Origin of the sequence: Emticicia sp. C21 (assembly GCF_003418935.1) — a bacterium.
In the GTDB taxonomy this organism is placed as follows: Bacteria; Bacteroidota; Bacteroidia; order Cytophagales; family Spirosomataceae; genus Emticicia.
Map to the genome: position 1 here is coordinate 229,509 of NZ_QVMT01000010.1, position 21,790 is coordinate 251,298.

The window sequence follows — 21,790 nt, forward strand, 5'->3', positions numbered from 1 at the left end:
CAGAATGGCTTTGTATTTAACAGTATTTAATATTATCTACTCAGATATAGATTTCTTTCAGAATATACCTGCAGGAAGAAATCATCTGTTAAATCATCAATGAAATAGATGCCTTCTCCTGTTGATTTCATTTCAGGACCCAGTTCTTTATTTACATTCGGGAATTTGCTGAATGAGAAAACCGGGATTTTAATGGCATAACCTTCTTTATGAGGATTGAAAGTAAAGTCTTTCACTTTTTTCTCTCCCAACATTACTTTGGTTGCATAATTTACATATGGCTCACGATATGCTTTGCAGATGAATGGTACTGTACGGGAAGCTCTTGGATTGGCTTCGATCACATATACTTTCTCATCTTTGATAGCAAACTGTATGTTGATTAAGCCCACTGTATTTAAGCCAACCGCAATTTTTCTGGTATATTCCTCTATCTGCTTAATTACGTTTTCGCTCAGATCAAATGTTGGCAATAGCGCGTATGAATCTCCAGAGTGGATACCCGCAGGTTCAATATGCTCCATGATACCGATGATATATACATCTTCACCATCGCAGATGGCATCTGCTTCGGCTTCAATGGCATTTTCCAGGAAGTGATCAATCAGGATATTATTATCCGGAATATCGTTCAGAATTTTTACTACATGCTGCTCTAATTCCTGCTCGTTGATAACAATCTTCATACTTTGTCCACCCAGTACATAACTTGGGCGAACCAATAGCGGGAAGCCTAGCTCACGGGATACCTCTACTGCACGGTCTGATGAGCGAACTGTATCAAACAAAGGATAAGGGATGTTCATCTCTCTCAGACGCTCAGAGAATCTACCTCTGTCTTCTGCTAAATCAAGCGCATCATAAGAAGTACCTATGATTTTGATACCATATTTGGTAAGTTTTTCTGCCATTTTCAGGGCCGTTTGTCCTCCTAACTGTACAATTACACCCTCTGGTTTTTCGTGTTGAATCAAATCATATACGTGTTCCCAGAATACTGGCTCGAAATATAGTTTATCAGCAATATCCGGGTCAGTTGATACCGTCTCAGGATTACAGTTGAGCATGATGGTTTCATAACCACATTCTTTAGCTGCTAATACTCCATGCACACAAGAGTAATCGAACTCGATACCTTGTCCGATACGATTCGGGCCAGAACCCAACACCAATACTTTCTTTTTATTCGAACTTACTGACTCATTATCAGGGTTCTCCTGATTTGAGTTGAAAGTTGAGTAGTAATAAGGTGTTTTTGCTTCAAACTCTGCAGAGCAGGTATCAACGCATTTGTATACACGCTTAATACCTAACGCATTTCTTTTATTGAATACCTGACTTTCTTTACAATTTAACAAATGTGCAATCTGACGATCGACATAGCCTTTTTGTTTTGCTGTCAGTAATAAATCTTTTGGTAGATCATCGATTGAGAATTGTTCAATTTCTTTCTCCAACAATATCAACTCTTCAATCTGACGTAAGAACCATTTATCTATCTTGGTAAGGTTCTGTATCGTTTTGAATGAAAGCCCGGCTTTAAACGCATCATAGATATGAAATAAACGATTCCATGATGGATTAGCTAAGGATTTCTTTAATGCTTCCTGGTCTCTTAATTCTTTGCCATCTGCTCCTAAACCATTACGACGAATTTCAAGTGATTGACAGGCTTTTTGTAAAGCCTCCTGGAAATTACGCCCAATACCCATCGTCTCACCTACCGACTTCATCTGCAAGCCCAAAGAACGATCAGAACCAGGGAATTTATCGAAATTCCAACGAGGTACTTTTACGATTACGTAATCGATTGCCGGTTCGAAAAATGCTGAGGTACTACCTGTAATCGGGTTAATTAACTCGTCAAGGTTATAACCAATAGCCATTTTAGCGGCAATTTTTGCAATCGGATAACCGGTAGCTTTTGAAGCCAGCGCCGAAGAACGGCTCACACGTGGATTAATTTCGATAGCAATGATTTCATCGGTATCAGGATGCAATGAGAACTGTACATTACAGCCACCTGCAAATTGCCCAATTCCGTTCATCATCTTAATTGCCATATCACGCATTTTCTGATAAATGGTATCTGGCAAAGTCATCGCAGGAGCAACTGTAATTGAGTCTCCTGTATGGATTCCCATCGGATCGAAGTTCTCAATGGTACAGATGATAACGATGTTACCTTTATTATCACGAAGTAATTCTAACTCATATTCTTTCCAACCCATGATTGATTGCTCAACCAACACTTCGTGTACAGGTGAAGCATGTAAACCATGATTCAATGCTTTATCAAATTCTTCAGGACTATGCACAAATCCACCACCGGTGCCACCTAAAGTAAACGATGGACGAATAACCAATGGGAATCCAATTTCCTGTGCTATTTCTTTTCCTTCCAGAAATGAACGGGCAGTACGGCCTTTACAAACACCTACGCCTAATTCAAGCATTTTTAATCTGAACTTCTCACGGTCTTCAGTGGTCTCAATGGCCTTGATGTCAACACCTATGATTTGTACACCGTATTTTTTCCACACACCACCTTTGTCACAATCAATAGCAAGGTTTAGTGCGGTTTGTCCACCCATAGTTGGTAAAACAGCATCAATAGGTTTACCCATTGCTTTGTGTTTTTCCAGAATTTCAATGATGGATTTCTTCTCCAGAGGTTTCAGATAAACGTAGTCAGCATTGATAGGATCCGTCATGATAGTTGCCGGATTTGAGTTAATCAAACTCACTTCAATACCTTCTTCCTTAATTGATCTTGCTGCCTGAGAGCCGGAGTAATCAAATTCACACGCCTGACCTATGACAATGGGGCCTGAGCCTATGATAAGAACTGACTTAATATTGGGATTTTTTGGCATTTTTTTTTGCGAAGGGGTTTCGATTCGTTAATCGAAGAACAAAGTTAGTACAGATTTTTTATTTTACCATTGAAAGATTAAAAATACCTTAGAAAAGTGCAAGAAAAAGATAAAAATATCACATAATTGAAATAATATTTGCCAGGCTTTTCTTTAAGATTGACCAACAGATTTTACCATTGCGCAGCAGTATCATTAAAGATATTCAGCACCAACTGATCAAGGATTTTAGGGACTAAGGAACCTTCTACCTGGGCTAAAGTTTGCTCTTGCGGAAAGTCCTGATAGAAAGAATATTCTTTTTCAAAACTATCGTCTTCGCTTTTGCTATTTACAAATCGTACTTCTATTCTAATCGTCAGTCTGTTAAGAGCAGCCTTATCACTGGCAGTTGCAGCAACCGGAGTCAATTCATAGCCGGTAATAGAGCCTTCTAAAAACAGGTCACCATCACTAGGTTTTAGCTTCAGGCTGGTATTGCGTTGATAATACTCCTTTAATTTTTCAGTGAAAGTCAAAGTAAGGTTGGCAGGTCCACCGGCCGTATTCATCACAAAGTTCTGAATAGTGATGGTTTTTAAATCGGGCGAGAGAGTAGTTCCTGTAAAAGAATAGATTTTGCAAGAATCAAGCATGAATACTGAACATAAAAAGAGAGACAGCAATAAACACCTTCTTATTATTTGAGCTACTTTATTGTCTTTTGTTTTTATACTTCTATTATTCATCTTCAATATCATATTGCTTGATTTTTCTATATAATGTTCTTTCGGAAATACCCAGATCCGAAGCTGCATATTTACGTTTAAAGCCGTTTTTCTTCAAAGCCCTGATAATCATTTCTTTCTCCTGTTTCTCTAATGAAAACGAATCTTCCTGTGTTTCGTGAGAAATATCTTCTATATTATTTCTATCATCCTGAATCTCATCAATCTTGATAAATCCGCCATCATCAACCGGTTGATATGGCTGATACGGACTTACTACAGGGCCATACAAATTCTGAGGTACCAATGCAACGCTTTCTTCCTGATGAATACCATTGAACAAATCGCTGTGTTGCTTCACCGTTTCAGGATTTATCTGCCCACCTTGCATCAATGATAAAACCAGTTTTTTCAAATCAGTCATATCTTTGCGCATATCAAACAGCACTTTATACAATAAATCTCTCTCAGAAATCCCTCCATCATTGCCACCATTCATGCCTTTTAACAATGCTGGTAAACCGCTTGCCTGTTCGCGAGGCAAATATTTGGACAAAACTTCTGCTGAAACCAGTCTTTCTGTCTCTAAGATGGTAATTTGTTCTGCAATATTTTTTAATTGACGGATATTCCCCGGAAAACGGAAACTCATCAATACCTGTGAAGCACTATCAGTTAATTCAATCGGCTGAATATGATTTTTTTCGGCAAAATCAGAGGAGAACTTACGGAATAGTAGCTCAATATCATAACCACGCTCACGCAACGGTGGTACGTAGATTGGGACGGTGTTTAAACGATAATATAAATCTTCTCTGAATCGTCCTCTTTCAACGGCATCTATCAGGTTTACGTTTGTAGCCGCTACTACCCTTACATCTGTTTTCTTTACCTTTGAAGAACCTACCGGAATAAACTCACCGTTTTCTAATACACGAAGCAAGCGGGCCTGTGTACCTATGGGTAATTCAGCTATTTCATCCAGAAAAATTGTACCTGTATTGGTGGTTTCAAAGTAACCTTTGCGGTCGTCTATTGCTCCTGTAAAAGACCCTTTTACGTGTCCGAATAACTCTGAATCAATTGTTCCTTCCGGAATAGCGCCACAGTTAATGGCGATAAACGGTCCGTGTTTACGGGTACTCAATGCATGGATTATTTTTGAAAAAGATTCTTTCCCACTTCCACTCTCTCCGGTTATCAGTACAGTCAGGTCGGTTGGAGCTACCTGCACAGCAATGCTCAAAGCATAATTTAATGCAGGGGCATTACCGATAACTCCAAACCGATTTTTGACGGATTGTATTTCTGCGTTGTTGGTCATTATAATTTTAAGCTAAAACCTCTTCCACGGCCTTTCCTATCAAAGTTGCTGCGGTACACTCTGTTACAAGTACGTTTACATAATCACCTTTTTTGAAATTTTCTTTCGGGAAAACCACCATTTTGTTCTGATCGTTTCTACCGCATAAATGCTCAGCAGAACGTTTTGAGAAACCTTCTACCAGAATTTTTTGGACTTTACCTATCGCCATCTGGTTACGCTCCAATGAGTGTAATTGTTGTTTGGCAATCACCTCTGTCAAGCGTCTGTTTTTTATATCGGCAGGTATATCGTCAGTCAGTTTCTTGGCGGCAGGTGTATTGGGTCTTTCTGAATAGGCAAACATATATCCGTAGTCATATTTCACATAATCCATCAACGAAAGCGTATCCTGATGGTCTTCTTCTGTTTCAGTGCAGAATCCTGTAATCATATCTTGAGAGATACCACATTCTTCGCCTAGAATCTCACGGATTCTATCGATTTTACCCATATACCACTCACGATCGTAAGTACGGTTCATCAGATCGAGAATACGGCTACTACCACTCTGCGCCGGTAAGTGAATATATTTACAGATGTTTTCATACTTTTTCATGGCATGAAGTACATCATCAGTAATATCTTTAGGATGAGAAGTTGAGAAACGTATGCGCAAATCCGGGTTGATTAGAGCTACCATTTCTAACAAATCAGCGAAAGTAGTGGTATTGAGGTCTCCATTAACGCCTTTCCATTTATATGAGTCTACATTTTGGCCCAAAAGTGTAACTTCTCTATAGCCTTGCTCGAAAAGTTCAGTAGCCTCTTTTACAATTGAGAATGGGTCACGGCTTCTTTCACGACCACGAGTATAGGGCACTACGCAGAAACTACACATATTATCACAACCACGCATAATACTTATGAAAGCAGTAACGCCGTTTGAATCTAAACGGATAGGTGTAATATCAGCGTAGGTTTCTTCTCTCGATAAAAATACGTTTACGGCTTTTTGTCCGTCCTCAACCTCGTTAATCAGGTTTGGTAAATCACGGTAAGCATCCGGGCCTACTACCATATCTACAATTTTCTCCTCTTCAAGAAACTTGGTTTTCAAACGCTCTGCCATACAGCCCAATACGCCAATTTTCACATTCTGGCGTTTTTTCTTCATGGGCACAAGATGCTGCAGACGATTTCTAACCTTTTGCTCAGCATTTTCACGGATAGCACAGGTATTTAGCAAAATCAATTCTGCCTCTTCTATCTTAGAAGTAGTCGCAAAACCATTTTCTCTTAAGATTGATGCTACGATTTCGCTATCTGCGAAATTCATCTGGCATCCATAACTTTCTATGTATAGCTTGCGCTTGTTAGCCCCTTCTTCATCCACACTCACACGTGCTACATCTAAATCTTTCTTGTCTTCTTCTTTCAGAATTTCTAATCTGCCTGTTACTAAACTCATGATTGCTAAACTTGATTTATCAAACACAACCCCATCGACAAAAATAAAGTTCTTATTTCTATCAACTGACTTGCTAAATTAAGACACAAATTTACGACAATACTGACAGATTGTCAGAAAAAAATCAATTAATTATTCTTAAACAAGTATCTTACCTCCTTTGGTGCTATCAATTTTCAATAATCCTTTGTAATTTGCTGCACATTCAACCTTGTAACCTGTTGCCCTTATGCCTTTGCTCATTACCGTTATTGGGCTTATTGTACTCATATTGCTCATCTCTTATGTTAAACTCCACACATTCCTTTCTTTCCTGGTAGTTACTTTAGGAGTAGGCCTGGCCTTACAAATGCCCCCTGAAAAGATATTGACAGCCGTTCAACAGGGCATTGGTGGAACACTTGGCTCAATAGTATCAATTATTGCACTTGGCGCTATGTTAGGCAAACTGGTAGCACAAAGCGGTGCAGCACAAAGAATATCGACCAAAATGATGGATATTATCGGTACAGGCTATGTTCGCTGGGCCTTTATGATAACAGGTTTTATAGTGGGTTTACCGCTTTTCTATTCGGTGGGTTTTATGCTTTTGGCACCTTTGGTTATTACGGTCTCCTATCGATATAAATTACCTGCGGTTTATATTGGCATACCAATGTTGGCGTCTCTTTCGGTTACACAAGGTTATCTCCCACCCCACCCTGCGCCTTTGGCGATTGTCAAGCAGTTTAATGTAGATATGGGGCTAACACTTTTCTATGGCATTATCGTTGCTATTCCAGCCATATTGGTTTCCGGGGCATTATTTGGTAGTACCTTAAAGAAATATTTGACTTTGCCTAATAAGGCTTTTATTGCTCCTGATTTAAAGGATGATGAAATGCCATCCACATTTATGAGTTTTATTTCGGTACTATTGCCTATTCTCCTTATCAGTATATCAACTATCATTCTCCCCTACTTTCTGAAAGGTTCTTTTATGCATCAATTGTTGACCTTCGTTGGAGACCCGATTGTAAGTATGTTTATTTCTGTCTTATTTGCTTCTTATGCTCTGGGGATTAAGCAGAATAAATCGATGGTAGAAGTAACCAATCTGTTAGGAGATTCTATTAAAGAAGTGGCGATGTTATTCCTGATTTTTGGGGGTGCAGGGGCATTAAAACAGGTATTAACTGATGGTGGAGTAAATCAGTCTATTGCCTCTATGATGCAGGAGTCTTCTTTGCATCCACTGATATTGGCGTGGGGAATGGCCGCTATTATTCGTGTAGCTGTGGGTTCGTCTACTGTCTCAGGGATTACTACTGCCGGATTTGTTGCACCTTTATTGGCTTCTACTCATACTGAACCTCACCTGATGGTACTGAGCATTGGTGCAGGAAGTATGATGTTTTCTCACGTAAATGATTCAGGCTTCTGGCTTTTCAGAGAATATTTTCAGCTTTCCATGACTGAAACATTGAAAACCTGGTCTATTATGGAAACTTTGGTTTCCATCTCTGGTCTGGGAGGTGTGATGGCTCTGAATGCTTTTATTGGATAAAATAATTAAAAAGGATAACCAATAGCAAAATGAAAGACGGGGTAATAGTCATTATTGCGTCCCAATCTTGTTTTATTCAATACAAAGCGGTCGCCTTCATCCCTTGATGGGTCGATCACTTTTACACCCCAATCAAAGCGTGCAACAAAATAATCTAAATCTAAACGGATACCTGCACCAGTCCCAACGGCAAATTCTTTGTAGAATCGTGTCCAATCAAAATTGGCTTCGTTATATTTAGAGTTAATCTGATACCATTTCCATACGTTTCCGGCATCAATAAACAGGCCTGCATTCCAGTTGCCTATGAACCGAAACATATATTTGCGGTATTCAATGCTACCCTCCAACAAAATATCACCCGGCTGCTGAAAGAAACGATTTCCGACGGTTACCCCTTGCGCTGAACCTGGCCCTAATGAGCGTGGTCGCCAGGCTCTAAGGCTATTCGGCCCACCAATAAAAAAGTTTTTCTCGAAAGGTAAAGCCTGATTATCTCCATAAGGGTGCGCTACACCAGCATTTATCCGATAAGCCCATGAATCCCGTGAATTGATTGGCAAATATTTTCTGAAATCAACATTGACTTTCAGGAATCTGAAATATGCCCTTTGATTAGTGTCTATCGGGAATAGTTGGTCAATGAACTTGATTTTATTTTTATCTCGGAAAAAATTAAGTGTAGTCCCCCCCGATTCTATAAAAATTCTCAAATACCTAGCTTTGATATTTTTGCCTTGCACCTGATTGTTAAAAATATAGGTGGCATTGATACTGGACACGAACTGAGGGTCGAATAATACCTTTAGATTGTTTCCTCGTTGAGCTTCGTAAGTAAGAATTGAGTCAAAAGCAAAGCTTTTATAGGGAGTATTAATCAAGTTAACATCAAATGGTGAAATCTGAATGGTTTCATACTTTGAACGCAACCATGAATAATTACCCGTTAATCTGAATACCTGTCTGCGATAGAGCTGTTGCGCCGAATTATTATAACTTAAAGCTACCTGCGTACGAGGGCTTTTGAGACTCAATAAATTGGCAACTTTATTAAAGAAAATAATCTTTGGAAAGTTGAAAGCAAGATTTGCTCCTAGTTCGCGACTCCTCTGAACCGTTGTATCTAATCCCGGCTGGCCTTCTAAATTTGCTCTTAAGCCTAATTCAGTGGTTTCTAAAGCGCTAAGTAGATTTCTAGCCCTCAAAGACACATTTGCTCCTCCACCTAAAATTCCATTGATATTATTTACATCGAAATTATACGAGGCTGTGTATTTGGGGTTAGTTGGAGCGATAATATCAGTTCGAAGACGATTATCGGGTAATTGAGTAAACTTTATATTGGCAAAAGCAAACTGATCAAGCCCATAAAGTTGTCTGTTCGTTTCATTAACCACTGAAACTCTGAAAAGTTGATCAGGACGAATCAGAATCTTTTTATCCAGTAATCTTGTAGGAAATCTTTTACCAATAAAGGTATAATTAATTCCATTATAGGTAATCTGCGTAGTATCCCCTTTAACATTCAGGTCATTCGAAGGGTCGGCTGAAATAAAGTTTACTGATTCGAAATGAAATTGCTCATGTTGATTTCTTGCAATCGGATTGCGTACCAGCATTTTTAAATTAACCCTGTAATTTCGTTTGATATAATCGGTTGTATCAATCTCTGTTGAAATGTAATTTTTGGCGATGAAGTTATAGTAGCCCTCGTCTTTCAATAAAAGCTCTATCCTACCCTTTTCTAAAGTAATATTATTCATATCTACCCGTTCTCCATTTTTTATCATGGCAGAAAGCATTGTAACTCTTATAATACTATCAACACGAGGGTCTTTAATATCATAATTTATGGTATCAATATAATACGCGTTCTTCTCGTCTACCGAATACGTAAGTTTTATACCGCGTTTATTGCTGGTTGAATCAATCTGATAAGTAACGACATTATCAAAATAACCTTTATTATAGATATATTTCTGAATAGTTTCAGAAGTATGTTTAATGGCTGCCTCTGTAATTTTGGCTGGTGGTTCACCCACATTTTTCATCCACCAGTTTTCTTTGGTCTCTATTCTATCCTTATATATATTTACTTTGCGTTGATACCTTACTCTCTTTTTTTCTATATCAGCATTGAACTCATTAGTAATAGGCAAGGAGTCAAGTTTAGCTTTCCATTTATCTCGTCTTCTAGCAATTTTGTTAGTGTCATAAAAAGCTTTTCCTAAATTATATAAACCTACATATGGTGTAATAGGTAAATTAAAAGGACGACGATTTGGTTTTTGTGTGGGTGGAATCAGGTACTCTAATTCCTCAGTTGAAATTTGTTTATTACCTTTGAATGCCAAACTATGTAGACGGTACTCGTCTCTTTCTAATTGAACTTCGCGCGAACACGAAATGAAGAATAAGAAAAGTAAAGACAGGTACTTAATTTTATCACTCACGACATTTCTTTGTGCTTTTTGGGTCCTGATATGTCGGGGTAATAAATAAGAAAAACGCATAAATTCTATTGATATGTTTTCTAAACAGCAACAAAAATACGTCCAATCCTTACAAATAAAAAAATATCGCCAGGAACACCACTCTTTTTTAGTAGAGGGAGCTAAAAGTGTACTGGAATTACTGGATTCTGATTTCGAGGTTGAATTACTGCTGTGTACGTCTAAATTCTTAGTAGAAAACGAAAAAAAACTAAAAAAAATATTAGTTGAGGAAATTTCTCAGACAGAACTGGAGAAAACTAGCACTCTGCAAAGCAATGATGCGGCCGTTGCAGTAGTGAAAATGAAACTAAATCTTACTTTGCAGGCCGGTGCAAAAGAATTTGTTTTAGTTTTAGATGATATTCGAGACCCAGGTAATTTAGGTACTATTTTACGGATAGCTGATTGGTATGATATCAATAAAGTTATTTGCTCTGATACGACAGTCGATTTTTATAATCCAAAGGTTATCGCGGCTTCAATGGGTTCATTTACCAGAATCCAGACTTTCTATACTAATCTGCAAACTTATTTTGATCAGATATCAATCAATAAACCAGCTATTATTGGTACTTTTTTAAATAATACAAACTTACACCAGTTTAATTTTCCCGATGCCGGGTATATTGTTTTGGGTAATGAATCGAATGGGATTGGAGAAGTGGTTGAAAAATTTGTAACTGATAAAGTAACGATTCCGAGATTCGGACACGCGGAGTCATTAAATGTAGGCATTGCCACGGCCATTGTATTAGATAACTTAATGCGAAGAAAATAATACTTGTAATGAATAAAGCTTATTTTGAAGAACTCTCATTTGACAAAGTTGATTTCACTGTCAATCCCCTTGCTAAAGGTGAATATGAAAACTGTACTTTCAGCAACTGCAATTTTGCCGAGGTGCATTTATCAGGCTATATTTTTGCGGAATGTTCCTTTAAGGATTGTAATTTAAGTATGGTGCGGACTAAAAGTACGTCTTTTAAAGATGTAGAGTTTAAATCATGTAAAATGTTAGGAGTTCATTTCGCCGAATGTAACCCTTTCCTTTTTGAAGTAAATTTTGAAAGTTGCCTGATCAATCTTTCAACTTTTCAGAAACTGAATCTTAAAAAAACCAGATTTAAGGATTGCACCATCCATGAGGTGGATTTTTCGGATGCTGATTTAAATAGTGCTGTTTTCGATAATTCTGATTTAACAAGAACCAATTTTAACAATACGAATCTTGAAAAAGCCGATTTCAGAACAGCTTACAATTATTCAATTGACCCTGAAAGAAATAAGCTTAAAAAAGCTAAATTTTCTTTACAAGGTATTGCTGGTCTACTGGATAAATACGACCTCCTGATAAGCTAAAATTATTTCGCAACCTTGATTTCAAATAACCCTAATGTTACTCCCCAATAATGCATAGGTAATCCATCTGTTGGAGCTATTAGCTTTATGCCTGTATAAGTATATCCAGCATTCAGATATATCTGATGTAGTTTGGCATTATCCTGCCAGGTATCTAGTCTGACGAAATCTATCTGATTAGCTTTAGCAAAATTTATTGACCAGTTTGTAATCAATTTTACAAATCCCCTACCTCTGAAATCAGGGTTGGTAGAGATACGGTGCACATAAATAGCTGAATCTTTATCTTTCTCATCCCAGATATGCGGGTCATTAAAAGCTGTCATAAATACACAAGCTACCTCATCATCAATTATAATTTTCCATTGGCGTCTTTCTTCAATTTCTTTCAAAACCATCGCTTTATCAAAGCCTTTCCAGACCAGATTACTCACTGCTTTCTGATGCGCAATGGCACTATCATATAAGTCCATTAAGGTGTCTAAATCATCTATCGTAGCATTTATAATTTCCATAATTCTCTTTTTTTCTGCAAAAATTTGCATTATAAATTTATTCTCCAAATATTTGCGTAACTAATTACGTAATTAATTACCTATTATGGATTTAATATCAGACCTGGGTGCTTTGGCGCTTGGTAGCCGTTTAAAACGTTTAAGTGACAGAATGATGAAATCTGTTTCTGAAATATATAGAAATTCAGGAGTAGACTTTGAATCGAAATGGTTTCCTCTATTCTATTTATTAAGCAAAGAGGGTGAAAAGGGAATTATGGAGATTGCAGAAATTCTCAATATCAGTCACCCCGGTGTGATTCAGATAGCGAAAGAAATGGAAAAAGAAGGTTGGATAGTTTCAGAGAAATCGGGACGAGATGCCAGAAAAAGACATTTAAAACTAACTGAAAGGGCTTGGGATGCGCTACCTCAATTAGAAGAAATGTGGGTGAGTTTTCGGGCAAATAATGAAAAGATTATCAAAGGTTCTCAACAGAATATTCTTCTGGCCTTAGAAGAATTTGAGCATTTTATGGATAATAACGATTTCAAAAAGCAATACTATGAGACTTTCGAAGAAATAAAAGAAAATTCTATTGAAATCAAGCTTTTCGAAGAGAAGTATCAGCAGCAGGTAGAAGATATGGTGCTTTCAATTCAGAATGGGGAATTTAATTTAGGATTAACTGCGCAAAGACAACCTGATTTACACAACCTGAAAGCCTTTTATAACGATAAGGGTAACTGGCTTTGGGTGGCTCTTAATAAAAGTGATGAGTTAGTCGGCACTATTGGGTTAGAGCGACTTAACGATAAACAATCTGTACTAAGGAAAATGTTTATCAAAAAAGAATATAGAGGTAAACCCTTTGGTTTGGCTCAAAAGTTATTCGAAATTTTAGTAAAGGAAGCGAAACATCAGGAATTTAAAGAAATTCTATTAGATACGCCTTTGGTTACGCATGCCGCTCATCGTTTTTATGAGCGCAATGGGTTTGAGTTAATCACTAATAATCTGGTGCCTGATAATTATATTTTGCCCAAGGGAATTATGCTTAAAATCTATCGGCTTTCCTTATAATCAGTTATTCTCCCTTAAAATAAGTTATTATCCGTTAAATAAGTATTCATCGATCATTCATAGGCAAAAGGCATTTGTATAAGTTATTTTTAGGTATAAATGCCCTTTACCATGAAAAATCAATTTCTCTTCCTCAGTATTTGCTACTGCCTTGCGTTTCCTTCCGAAGGTCAGAAAAAACTTTATCTTCCAGATAATTCATTCAAATTTAAACTGGCCAAATTTAAAATGCCTCTTTTTGGAAAACAAGAAATTGTGGGTATGTTTAAAGATTTGCTTCTTATTCAAACTACTATAGACAATGCCCCTGTTCTATTATTAGTCGATAAAGATGGAAACATTGTTGAAAATTTTGAGGGGGTTTGGTATCTTCCTCAAAATTGGCAGGAAGAAAACGGATTTTGGTTATACCAGCCCCCACAATCAGGATTAGGGCCTAGTATAATCAATATTCTAAAATATAATTTCCCTTCCCGAAAACGAGAAATAAAAAGTGTTGAAATACCGGAGTACTATCAATACTCCAGGTTTATACCTACTATTAGCTCTAATCATTTTTTATGTCTTAATCTACAAAAAGAAATATTTGTATTTGGATTCAATTCTGGAAAACTTACTAAAATTACAACCCGTGGGCATGAAATTGTAAGTTTCAACTTAAATAATAATACTACCCATGTTAATATCTTTGAAAAGGTATATGATTCAGAACATATAACGATAAAATTCTATCAAGTGCCTATCAATGAAGAAATTGATTTTAAAAAACATTTAAAGTGGAATAAAGATAGTAAAGCCTTAAAAGTTAGTAAGTTTTATGATACCTTCTCTCCAAATATAAGTTTTGCCTCTTCAAATGAATTTATTATCAAATACGCTCAATTCGAAGATACTTTGGCTATTGCTACCAAGTATGATTTAGAGGGAAGAATTATATCAAACTTCAGATTAACAGAGCCGCAGAATTTAAAATTTAGCATAGAAAATTCCGGAAACGATTATTATCAGATAAGCACTCTCGACAATACATGGTTTTTAACTTACTCGGGGTTGGGAAGTATTATCTACCAAACAAGCGGTTCAGAAAAGATACTTAATTTTAAAAATCAACACTTGCTCCAGATCCCTGATAATTTACAGGCGAGCACAAATAAGTATTTTATATTTTCTGATAGTACGAATACCTTAAGAACTGTCAATACCCGAGACTTAAGTATAAAAGACTACCCTTACAAAATACCTGATGCCAGGAAAAGCTACACTATAACCAAAGTCCATGCATTGCCGGATAGTAGTTATTGGGTGCATTATAATTCGCCGGGCGGCACTTATATTAAATATAACCAAAACGATAAAGAGGTTTATCGCACCCCCGACTCACTTCATATTTTAACTGGGACTAATAGTTTTTATCAATTAAATGATTCGAATGTTTTAATTGCTACCTATAAAATTGGGTCGACTGATTATTGTAATAATTGTGTCAATATTATAAACAAATACTTAAAAGTTAATAGCAAAATCAATCAACTTTTTTAGACACTAAGGAGGTTTTCCAGGGTAAGCCCATCTATTATTATGATATGCCACGACAGCATTTCTATGTAAAAACAGATTCCTTAATCAGATATACTTCTGATTTTAAAGTTGATACAACTTTTCGGATAGAAAAGAACATTAAAGTTGGTTCTATGCTGGTAAGCAGGCAAGGGAATATTTATTTAGGCCAGACATTCTTTAATTACGAGATTGATAGTCTTTACAAATTGGATTCAAAAGGTAAGGTGCTTTGGCGAAAGAAGTATATTTTAGGTGAGGATAATCCATATGCTCAAGGAGGAGGCGTAATCTATGGTGGATTATATCCCATATTTAATAAAGACAGTATCATTATTTGGGGAAGCCTTAGGTGTGGTGAAGGATGCTACACAAATAATAATATAGCTTTATCAGAAAATGATAAACTTATAAAGCTTTCTTATCTGGAAAAATTAGAGAGTTATGGTCCCGGAACTAAATTTATAGACAAATATGGGATTTTTATTAAAAATGGAAGCACTTTTTTAGTCTATAATCCAATCAAAAACGCTATTGAAAAAGATACTAATAGCAGGATAAAATTTGCCAGTATTTATGAAGAAATTTATGAACTTGATGTCCTTCCAAATCAGGATTTACTGGTTATTGAAAATAATATACTAAAAAAATTCAGTGCCAGAAAAACTATATGGGCAACTATAAATAATCTTGAAAAAGAAAAGGAAAAGAATTCAGCTAGTTTCTGGAGCTTAGCTGTGGTAGATGCGTTAAAAACATTCATAAAACTAGATGTTTTTACTTCAGATAGCTCTAACGCTATATTAAAACTTATACCCGAAAATTCTGATGTAGCTTATATTAAAGACCAAACTTTATTTTTTACGGGCAAAGAGGGCAAGGTAAAGGTATTTGCCCAATCAATAAATGGTGGAGAGCCTTATATAAGTCCAGAATTTACAGTTTATAAAGGGTTCCCATTTTTCTCAATCCATGTTGAGGGAGGGGCAATATATCCCAATCGTCCGGTTGTATTAACATTCGAATCCGTTGAAAACATCAGTTTTAAAATAGACACTGTGCAAGGTGCGTGTCAATTGCGAGAAGGCAAAATTGTTGCTACTACTCCTTATTCAGAAAACTGTTGGGTATCCTACAGTTGGACAGGAACTGATATTTATGCTTCCGGAAATAGTATATTTCTCATAAGTGTGCTTGACTACCCATTCATAGAGGATGAAGATATAGGTAAAAACACTGTACTTTTTCCCAATCCACTAACTCAAAATCTATTAAGTATAAAAAGTCCAAGAGAAAATATAGACCGCATCAATATCACGAACATAAATGGGCAGAAAACAGAATTAAATATGTTTCAATCTACGTTTCAGAAAGGTAGGTTTATTTCTGATTTTGAAATTAGCGAAAACTTCAACCCTGGCGTTTACATAGTAGAGTTATTCGATAAAAAAGGAGTAATAATAAAGAAAGAAAAGCTAATTATTGCCAGATAATATTGGAAGAAAAAATAGCCGCTGATAGTTTCAGCGGCTATTAAGCTTATCTATTCTATTTAGCTATTATTAATCTATTTCTAGTGCGTTATTACCCACATTCTCAAAGATTATCTCCCCGTCATTATCCAGTTCCATCATAATGACTGAATCTTTCTGCACTTTTCCGGCTAAGATATCTTTTGAGAGTTCGTTCAGAATCTTACGTTGCAATACGCGTTTCAAAGGTCTGGCACCGAAACTTGGATCATATCCTTCTTCGCCTAATTTGGCTAATACCTCATCAGCAGCTTCTAAGGTTATGCCTTGTTCTGCCACACGCGCCTGAATTTGTTTGAACTGAATACTGATGATTTTATGTAAGTTTTCCTTGGTTAAAGGCTCAAACAAGACAATTTCATCAATACGGTTCAGGAACTCTGGTCTTACAAAGGCTTTTAGTTGGTCTAATACTGCATTTTTGGTTTCTTCTAGAATCAGATGATAATTCCAACCCTCGTTTTCAGCAAATTTCTCCTGAATAATATTACTACCCATGTTTGATGTCATGATAATAATAGTATTCTTGAAATTGGCCACACGACCTTTATTATCTGTCAAACGCCCTTCGTCTAGCACCTGCAATAAAATATTCCAAACGTCTGGGTGAGCCTTTTCTATTTCGTCAAGCAAAACAACACTATACGGTTTGCGACGAATAGCCTCTGTCAATTGTCCCCCTTCATCATATCCAACGTATCCCGGAGGGGCTCCCACCAAACGGCTTACAGCATGGCGCTCCTGATATTCACTCATATCTATTCTGACCAGTGCATTATCATCATTAAATAGATATTCTGCAAGCGCTTTTGCCAATTCTGTTTTACCTACACCTGTAGGCCCTAAGAATAAAAAACTACCAATCGGACGTTTAGGGTCTTGCAAGCCCGCACGTGAACGACGCACGGCATCGGCCACTACTGTTATGGCTTCGTTTTGACCTGCTACACGATTGTGTAATTCTTTTTCGAGGTGTAATAATTTTTCACGTTCGCTTTGTAGCATCTTAGCCACAGGAATCCCTGTCCATTTAGCTACTACTTCAGCAATATTTTCTGCAGATACCTCTTCATTCAATAAGGTTGAATGTGTATTATCTGCCTGTTTTTGAATTTCATTCAATTTATTATTGGCTTCCAAAAGTCTTCCGTAACGTATCTCAGCAACTTTGCCATAATCACCTGCACGTTCGGCCTGGTCAGCCTCTAATTTCAATTGTTCGATTTGTTCTTTCAACGAGCGCAATTCATTGATTGAGCCTTTTTCGTTTTCCCATTTGGCTTTCAATTCATTACGTCTTTCGCTTAGGTCAGCGATTTCTTTATTCAGAATGCTTTCTTTGTCTTTATTATTTTCCCGACGTATCGCCTCCCGCTCAATCTCCAATTGCATAATCTTCCGATTCAGCTCGTCCAGTTCTTCCGGCATTGAATCCATTTCCAGACGTAATTTAGAAGCGGCCTCATCCATCAAATCAATGGCTTTATCAGGCAAGAAACGGTCTGAAATGTATCTGTCAGATAACTCTACGGCAGCAATTACAGCATCATCCTGAATACGAACCCCGTGGTGTAATTCGTATTTTTCTTTAATACCACGCAAGATTGAAATCGCATCCGGCACATTGGGTTCATCAACCATTACCGATTGGAAACGACGTTCCAGAGCCTTGTCTTTCTCGATATATTTCTGATACTCAGCAAGGGTTGTTGCTCCGATGGTATGTAATTCCCCCCGCGATAAAGCCGGTTTCAATAAGTTGGCTGCATCCATAGCACTCTCACCTCCGGCACCAGCGCCAATCAGGGTATGAATCTCGTCAATAAACAACACCATCTCCCCTTCTGAATCTGTTACCTCTTTGATAACGGCTTTCAGACGCTCCTCAAATTCACCTTTATATTTAGCCCCCGCAATCAATAAGCCCATATCCAATGATACGATAGTTTTTGATTTCAGGTTTTCGGGTACGTCGCCTGAAACTATTCTTTGTGCCAGTCCTTCTACGATTGCTGTTTTACCTACACCCGGCTCGCCTAATAGAATCGGGTTATTTTTAGTACGGCGCGACAATATCTGTAACACACGACGAATCTCCTCGTCACGGCCGATTACCGGGTCAATTTTGCCTTGGCGGGCTAAATCATTCAGATTTTTGCTGTAGCGTGCAAGGGCTTGATAAGTATTTTCTGCGTTCTGGTCTTTCACTGGATTGTTTTTACCTCTTAGTTCTTGTATAGTGGATTTTAGTTCTTTCTCTTTAAAGCCTACTTCTTTCATCAGGCTTGCTACAGCATCTTTTCCTGCCACCAAACCCAGATAAAGTAGTTCGACACTCACAAACTGATCGTTAAATTCTTTCAGATAGCTCTGAGATTTTGCTAAAGCCGCCGATAGGTCGTTGCCCAAATAAGGTTGTGCACCACTTACTTTCGGATAGCCATTGACTATAGCCTCCAGGCGATTCGTAAATAAGTTTTCGTTTACATTTAGCTTATTCAATAAAAAAGACGATGTATTGGCGTCTTCTTCTAACAATGCTTTTAACAAGTGTCCGGTTTCAACTGCCTGTTGCATATTCCCCTGGGCAATCTGAACAGCTTGCTGGATAATCTCCTGGGCTTTTATGGTATATTGATTAAAATTCATCTTTCAACAATTTTGTATTTGTATCTATATCAACAAAAAGTATGCAGATAGTTTTTTTTCGGAAAAATTGACAGGAAAAGGGCGTTTTCGTAAAAAACAGAAAGACAAAAAGGCAGTTTCCCAAGATTATTTTCATAATTTTCGCACTTTTGGCATTTATTTCAGACCGATATGCTTTTCGACGATACATATACTACTATAAAACAAGCCACTGAAGCGCTATTTAAAGACAGAGGAAGTAAATTTTTAGCTTTTGCCTACCCTATTATAAATGAACAAGAAGTTAAGAAATATTTAGATGCACTTCGCGGTTTACATCCAAAAGCGAATCACCATTGTTATGCTTACAGATTAGGTCTTGACCGAAGCCAATTCAGGATAAATGATGATGGGGAGCCATCAGGTTCTGCAGGCAGACCAATCTTAAATGTGCTATTATCGAAAGATGTGACTAATGTTCTGGTCGTTGTAGTTCGCTACTTTGGTGGAACACTTCTGGGTGTGCCTGGTTTGATTAATGCCTATAAATCGGCTACATTAGAAGCTTTAGGTGAGGCGGAACTAATACAAAAGACTATAAATGACGTTTATGAAATTAGCTTTGACTTTGAAGCGATGAATGACGTGATGAAAGTGGTAAAGGAATTTGGATTGAAAATCAACAACCAGACTTATGATAACAGATGTGCATTGGCCATTGAAGTAAGAAAATCTATATTGAATCAGGTATTGACAAAAATAGAGAATATTGAAAGTGCCAATACAAAATACTTATCAACCTTGTAAAGTCACTTTCCGCATAGGCAAAAAAAAAGCAAGAAACAATCTCGCTTAGTTTTCTTATTTAATTTATAGTTTGTTAGAAGAGTCTTGAAAATGCCACTGCCACAAATACAACAATAGAAGCCCACATAGGCACTCTACGAGCTTTGTAAACAGCTATTTTAAATACTTTAAGGTATTCCATTCTTAGCCATACCACTACGGCTAACAACAAAAACATCACAGCACTAGAGAACTTAAAAGCCATTACATGCGCTGGATTCGTCGAGAAGTAAAGATAAATATTTACTAATAAAAGTAGGACTCCAAGAAGACCAAATACTTTAACTGTCCATGTGTAAGTTTCTTTGTCTATGTTATTTCTCATGATTTTGTTGTTTGATGTACAAATGTAAAATAATTATTAAGTATTTGTCAAGTATTTTAAATTAAAATTTGGAAATTATTATTAATTCAAAATAATATTCTGACAAGCATCTAAATTATGTATCTTTTAATATTAGAATAATACAATAATTATTTTCACAAATCCGTAAAATTATGTTTCAAAACCCACCATTGTGTCTGAAAAAATTAAAAATTTGACAAAATCTTGTTTTTATACAATCTCTAGTAATTGTATAAAAGAATATGTTTTTTTAGATAATACTATATAGTTATAACAAACTATCGATAACTTGTGTCGGCAAATACAAAATCCTACAAAAAATCTTATACTTATAGAATATACAGATATTCTCGCAATAGATATTCCAAAAGAAAAATAATTGCAGACGACTTGTTTCAAAAAAACAGGTTCAAATAGTTTATAAGGGATACATCATGATTCTAAAATTACACAAGATGCACCTTAGATATTAAATCAAAAATCTTGATTAATTACAACTTTTCAGAATGATCTCGTTTAGAGGCTATTAAATTTGAAGTGAGAAGCTCAAAAGGAATATCGACGATAGTAAAATAAAAATTTATAGGAGGATGTAAATAAAACTTATAAAGGAGAGAAATTTAAAGAACTGATAGAAGAAAATAATGTGTCACAGTTGATATTGCCAACTAATAAAATCTTTTAGAAATGAACATAAAAACCTACCTCAATTTTATTATTAGCAATTATGCTGATTATCTATCAAGTTTGGGTTATAACAAGATTTACCAAGACGGCAATACGATTAGAATTGATAAAAAGGGTCCTACAATCAACAATAATTTAATGTTAAGTATTTTAAAATATAATACTATTGCATTGGGTGGGTTTGGGTGGGGAGTTCAATTGACAGAAATAGATACACCTATTATCAGAACGGTTTTAAGGAAAGAGAATCAATCAGAGAAATATATTAAAGATATATTAAATGCGCAGTTTTCCATTCATGCCGGAGTAAATTTAGTAAACGAACAAAAGGTATTGGATATATATACTGATGAGGATGCTACAAAATCATTTGAGCTAGTCAGAAGTTACTTTGAGAATGAAATAGAACCCTTTTTTGCTAAACATTCAAAATTAAGAAACATCTATGATTTCTTAGTAGCAGTTCCTAAACAAGAGTTCTGGGACAGAGTTGGGGGGAAAGCAATATATTATAGAGAATTATTTATCTATAAAATTTATAATGAGGAAAAATATCAGGAATACTTAAAAGAAGTTATTCCATTAATTGAGAGAGATTATAAAATATGGCCTTTAGACTTCTATAAAGCTCAGATGGCAGCGTTTGATGAATTAGTAGCATATATAGAAAACAATGTAACGAGACTGAGAGAATTATATGATCCGGAAATGCTTTAGCCACCCTAGAGTTTTAACTATGAACTTGTCTAATATTATTGGTTAAATAAAAAGATGCTCAAATAAGGAGTAATTTTGTTTTGCGAACCAAAATAAAAACCTACAATGAGCATCCTAAGCAAAGATAAGATTAAAAAGTTCA

The 21,790-nt window shown here is 36.4% G+C and carries 16 protein-coding genes; 8 read left to right on the top strand and 8 right to left on the bottom strand.

Translation table 11 applies throughout. The annotated features are described in order from the left end of the window. Positions 1–32: 32 nt before the first annotated feature. The 4 genes from carB to miaB all read right to left on the bottom strand — a co-directional run bounded on the left by carB (position 33) and on the right by miaB (position 6,357). Positions 33–2,876, bottom strand: a complete 2,844-nt coding sequence (gene carB / locus D0T08_RS20890; RefSeq protein WP_116984621.1) for a carbamoyl-phosphate synthase large subunit — start codon at positions 2,874–2,876, stop codon at positions 33–35. Positions 2,877–3,049: 173 nt separating this feature from the next. Beyond that, entirely contained in the window at positions 3,050–3,511 is a 462-nt protein-coding gene (locus D0T08_RS20895) for an LptE family protein (protein WP_229239014.1), read from the bottom strand. Positions 3,512–3,596: 85 nt separating this feature from the next. Next, positions 3,597–4,907, bottom strand: a complete 1,311-nt coding sequence (locus D0T08_RS20900) for a sigma-54-dependent Fis family transcriptional regulator (protein ID WP_116984622.1) — start codon at positions 4,905–4,907, stop codon at positions 3,597–3,599. Positions 4,908–4,914: 7 nt separating this feature from the next. Next, positions 4,915–6,357 (bottom strand): tRNA (N6-isopentenyl adenosine(37)-C2)-methylthiotransferase MiaB, encoded by a 1,443-nt coding sequence (gene miaB, locus D0T08_RS20905; protein ID WP_116984623.1) that lies wholly within the window; start codon positions 6,355–6,357, stop codon positions 4,915–4,917. A gap of 229 nt (positions 6,358–6,586) precedes the next feature. Between miaB and D0T08_RS20910 the strand changes: the two genes are divergently transcribed. Continuing rightward, entirely contained in the window at positions 6,587–7,903 is a 1,317-nt protein-coding gene (locus D0T08_RS20910; RefSeq protein WP_116984624.1) for a gluconate:H+ symporter, read from the top strand. A 5-nt stretch (positions 7,904–7,908) separates the two neighbouring features. On the opposite strand, the gene D0T08_RS20915 is transcribed toward D0T08_RS20910, so the two are convergent. Beyond that, complete coding sequence (locus D0T08_RS20915) at positions 7,909–10,416, bottom strand: BamA/TamA family outer membrane protein (RefSeq protein WP_116984625.1); 2,508 nt, start codon at positions 10,414–10,416, stop codon at positions 7,909–7,911. A gap of 13 nt (positions 10,417–10,429) precedes the next feature. Between D0T08_RS20915 and D0T08_RS20920 the strand changes: the two genes are divergently transcribed. After that, entirely contained in the window at positions 10,430–11,176 is a 747-nt protein-coding gene (locus tag D0T08_RS20920) for an RNA methyltransferase (RefSeq protein ID WP_116984626.1), read from the top strand. Positions 11,177–11,184: 8 nt separating this feature from the next. Further along, positions 11,185–11,757, top strand: coding sequence for a pentapeptide repeat-containing protein (locus tag D0T08_RS20925; RefSeq protein ID WP_116984627.1), 573 nt, complete (start codon positions 11,185–11,187; stop codon positions 11,755–11,757). A 2-nt stretch (positions 11,758–11,759) separates the two neighbouring features. On the opposite strand, the gene D0T08_RS20930 is transcribed toward D0T08_RS20925, so the two are convergent. After that, positions 11,760–12,272 (bottom strand): GNAT family N-acetyltransferase, encoded by a 513-nt coding sequence (locus D0T08_RS20930; RefSeq protein ID WP_116984650.1) that lies wholly within the window; start codon positions 12,270–12,272, stop codon positions 11,760–11,762. A gap of 85 nt (positions 12,273–12,357) precedes the next feature. Between D0T08_RS20930 and D0T08_RS20935 the strand changes: the two genes are divergently transcribed. From D0T08_RS20935 to D0T08_RS20945, 3 genes are all read left to right on the top strand, one after another. Continuing rightward, the gene (locus D0T08_RS20935) at positions 12,358–13,335 is read left to right on the top strand and encodes a bifunctional helix-turn-helix transcriptional regulator/GNAT family N-acetyltransferase (protein ID WP_116984628.1); all 978 of its coding nucleotides are present in this window, start codon (positions 12,358–12,360) and stop codon (positions 13,333–13,335) included. A 111-nt stretch (positions 13,336–13,446) separates the two neighbouring features. Then, positions 13,447–14,874 (top strand): hypothetical protein, encoded by a 1,428-nt coding sequence (locus tag D0T08_RS20940; RefSeq protein ID WP_147322824.1) that lies wholly within the window; start codon positions 13,447–13,449, stop codon positions 14,872–14,874. Between the two features lie 152 nt (positions 14,875–15,026). Further along, positions 15,027–16,385 (top strand): T9SS type A sorting domain-containing protein, encoded by a 1,359-nt coding sequence (locus tag D0T08_RS20945; RefSeq protein ID WP_158561323.1) that lies wholly within the window; start codon positions 15,027–15,029, stop codon positions 16,383–16,385. Positions 16,386–16,454: 69 nt separating this feature from the next. Here D0T08_RS20945 and clpB read toward each other — a convergent pair whose 3' ends face one another. After that, entirely contained in the window at positions 16,455–19,073 is a 2,619-nt protein-coding gene (clpB, locus tag D0T08_RS20950; RefSeq protein ID WP_116984631.1) for an ATP-dependent chaperone ClpB, read from the bottom strand. A gap of 171 nt (positions 19,074–19,244) precedes the next feature. Between clpB and D0T08_RS20955 the strand changes: the two genes are divergently transcribed. Then, positions 19,245–19,859, top strand: coding sequence for a YigZ family protein (locus D0T08_RS20955; RefSeq protein ID WP_116984632.1), 615 nt, complete (start codon positions 19,245–19,247; stop codon positions 19,857–19,859). Between the two features lie 73 nt (positions 19,860–19,932). Here D0T08_RS20955 and D0T08_RS20960 read toward each other — a convergent pair whose 3' ends face one another. Continuing rightward, the gene (locus D0T08_RS20960; RefSeq protein ID WP_116984633.1) at positions 19,933–20,223 is read right to left on the bottom strand and encodes a hypothetical protein; all 291 of its coding nucleotides are present in this window, start codon (positions 20,221–20,223) and stop codon (positions 19,933–19,935) included. A gap of 708 nt (positions 20,224–20,931) precedes the next feature. On the opposite strand from D0T08_RS20960, the gene D0T08_RS20965 reads away from it, so the two are divergent. Then, complete coding sequence (locus D0T08_RS20965; RefSeq protein ID WP_116984634.1) at positions 20,932–21,648, top strand: hypothetical protein; 717 nt, start codon at positions 20,932–20,934, stop codon at positions 21,646–21,648. Positions 21,649–21,790: the final 142 nt, after the last annotated feature.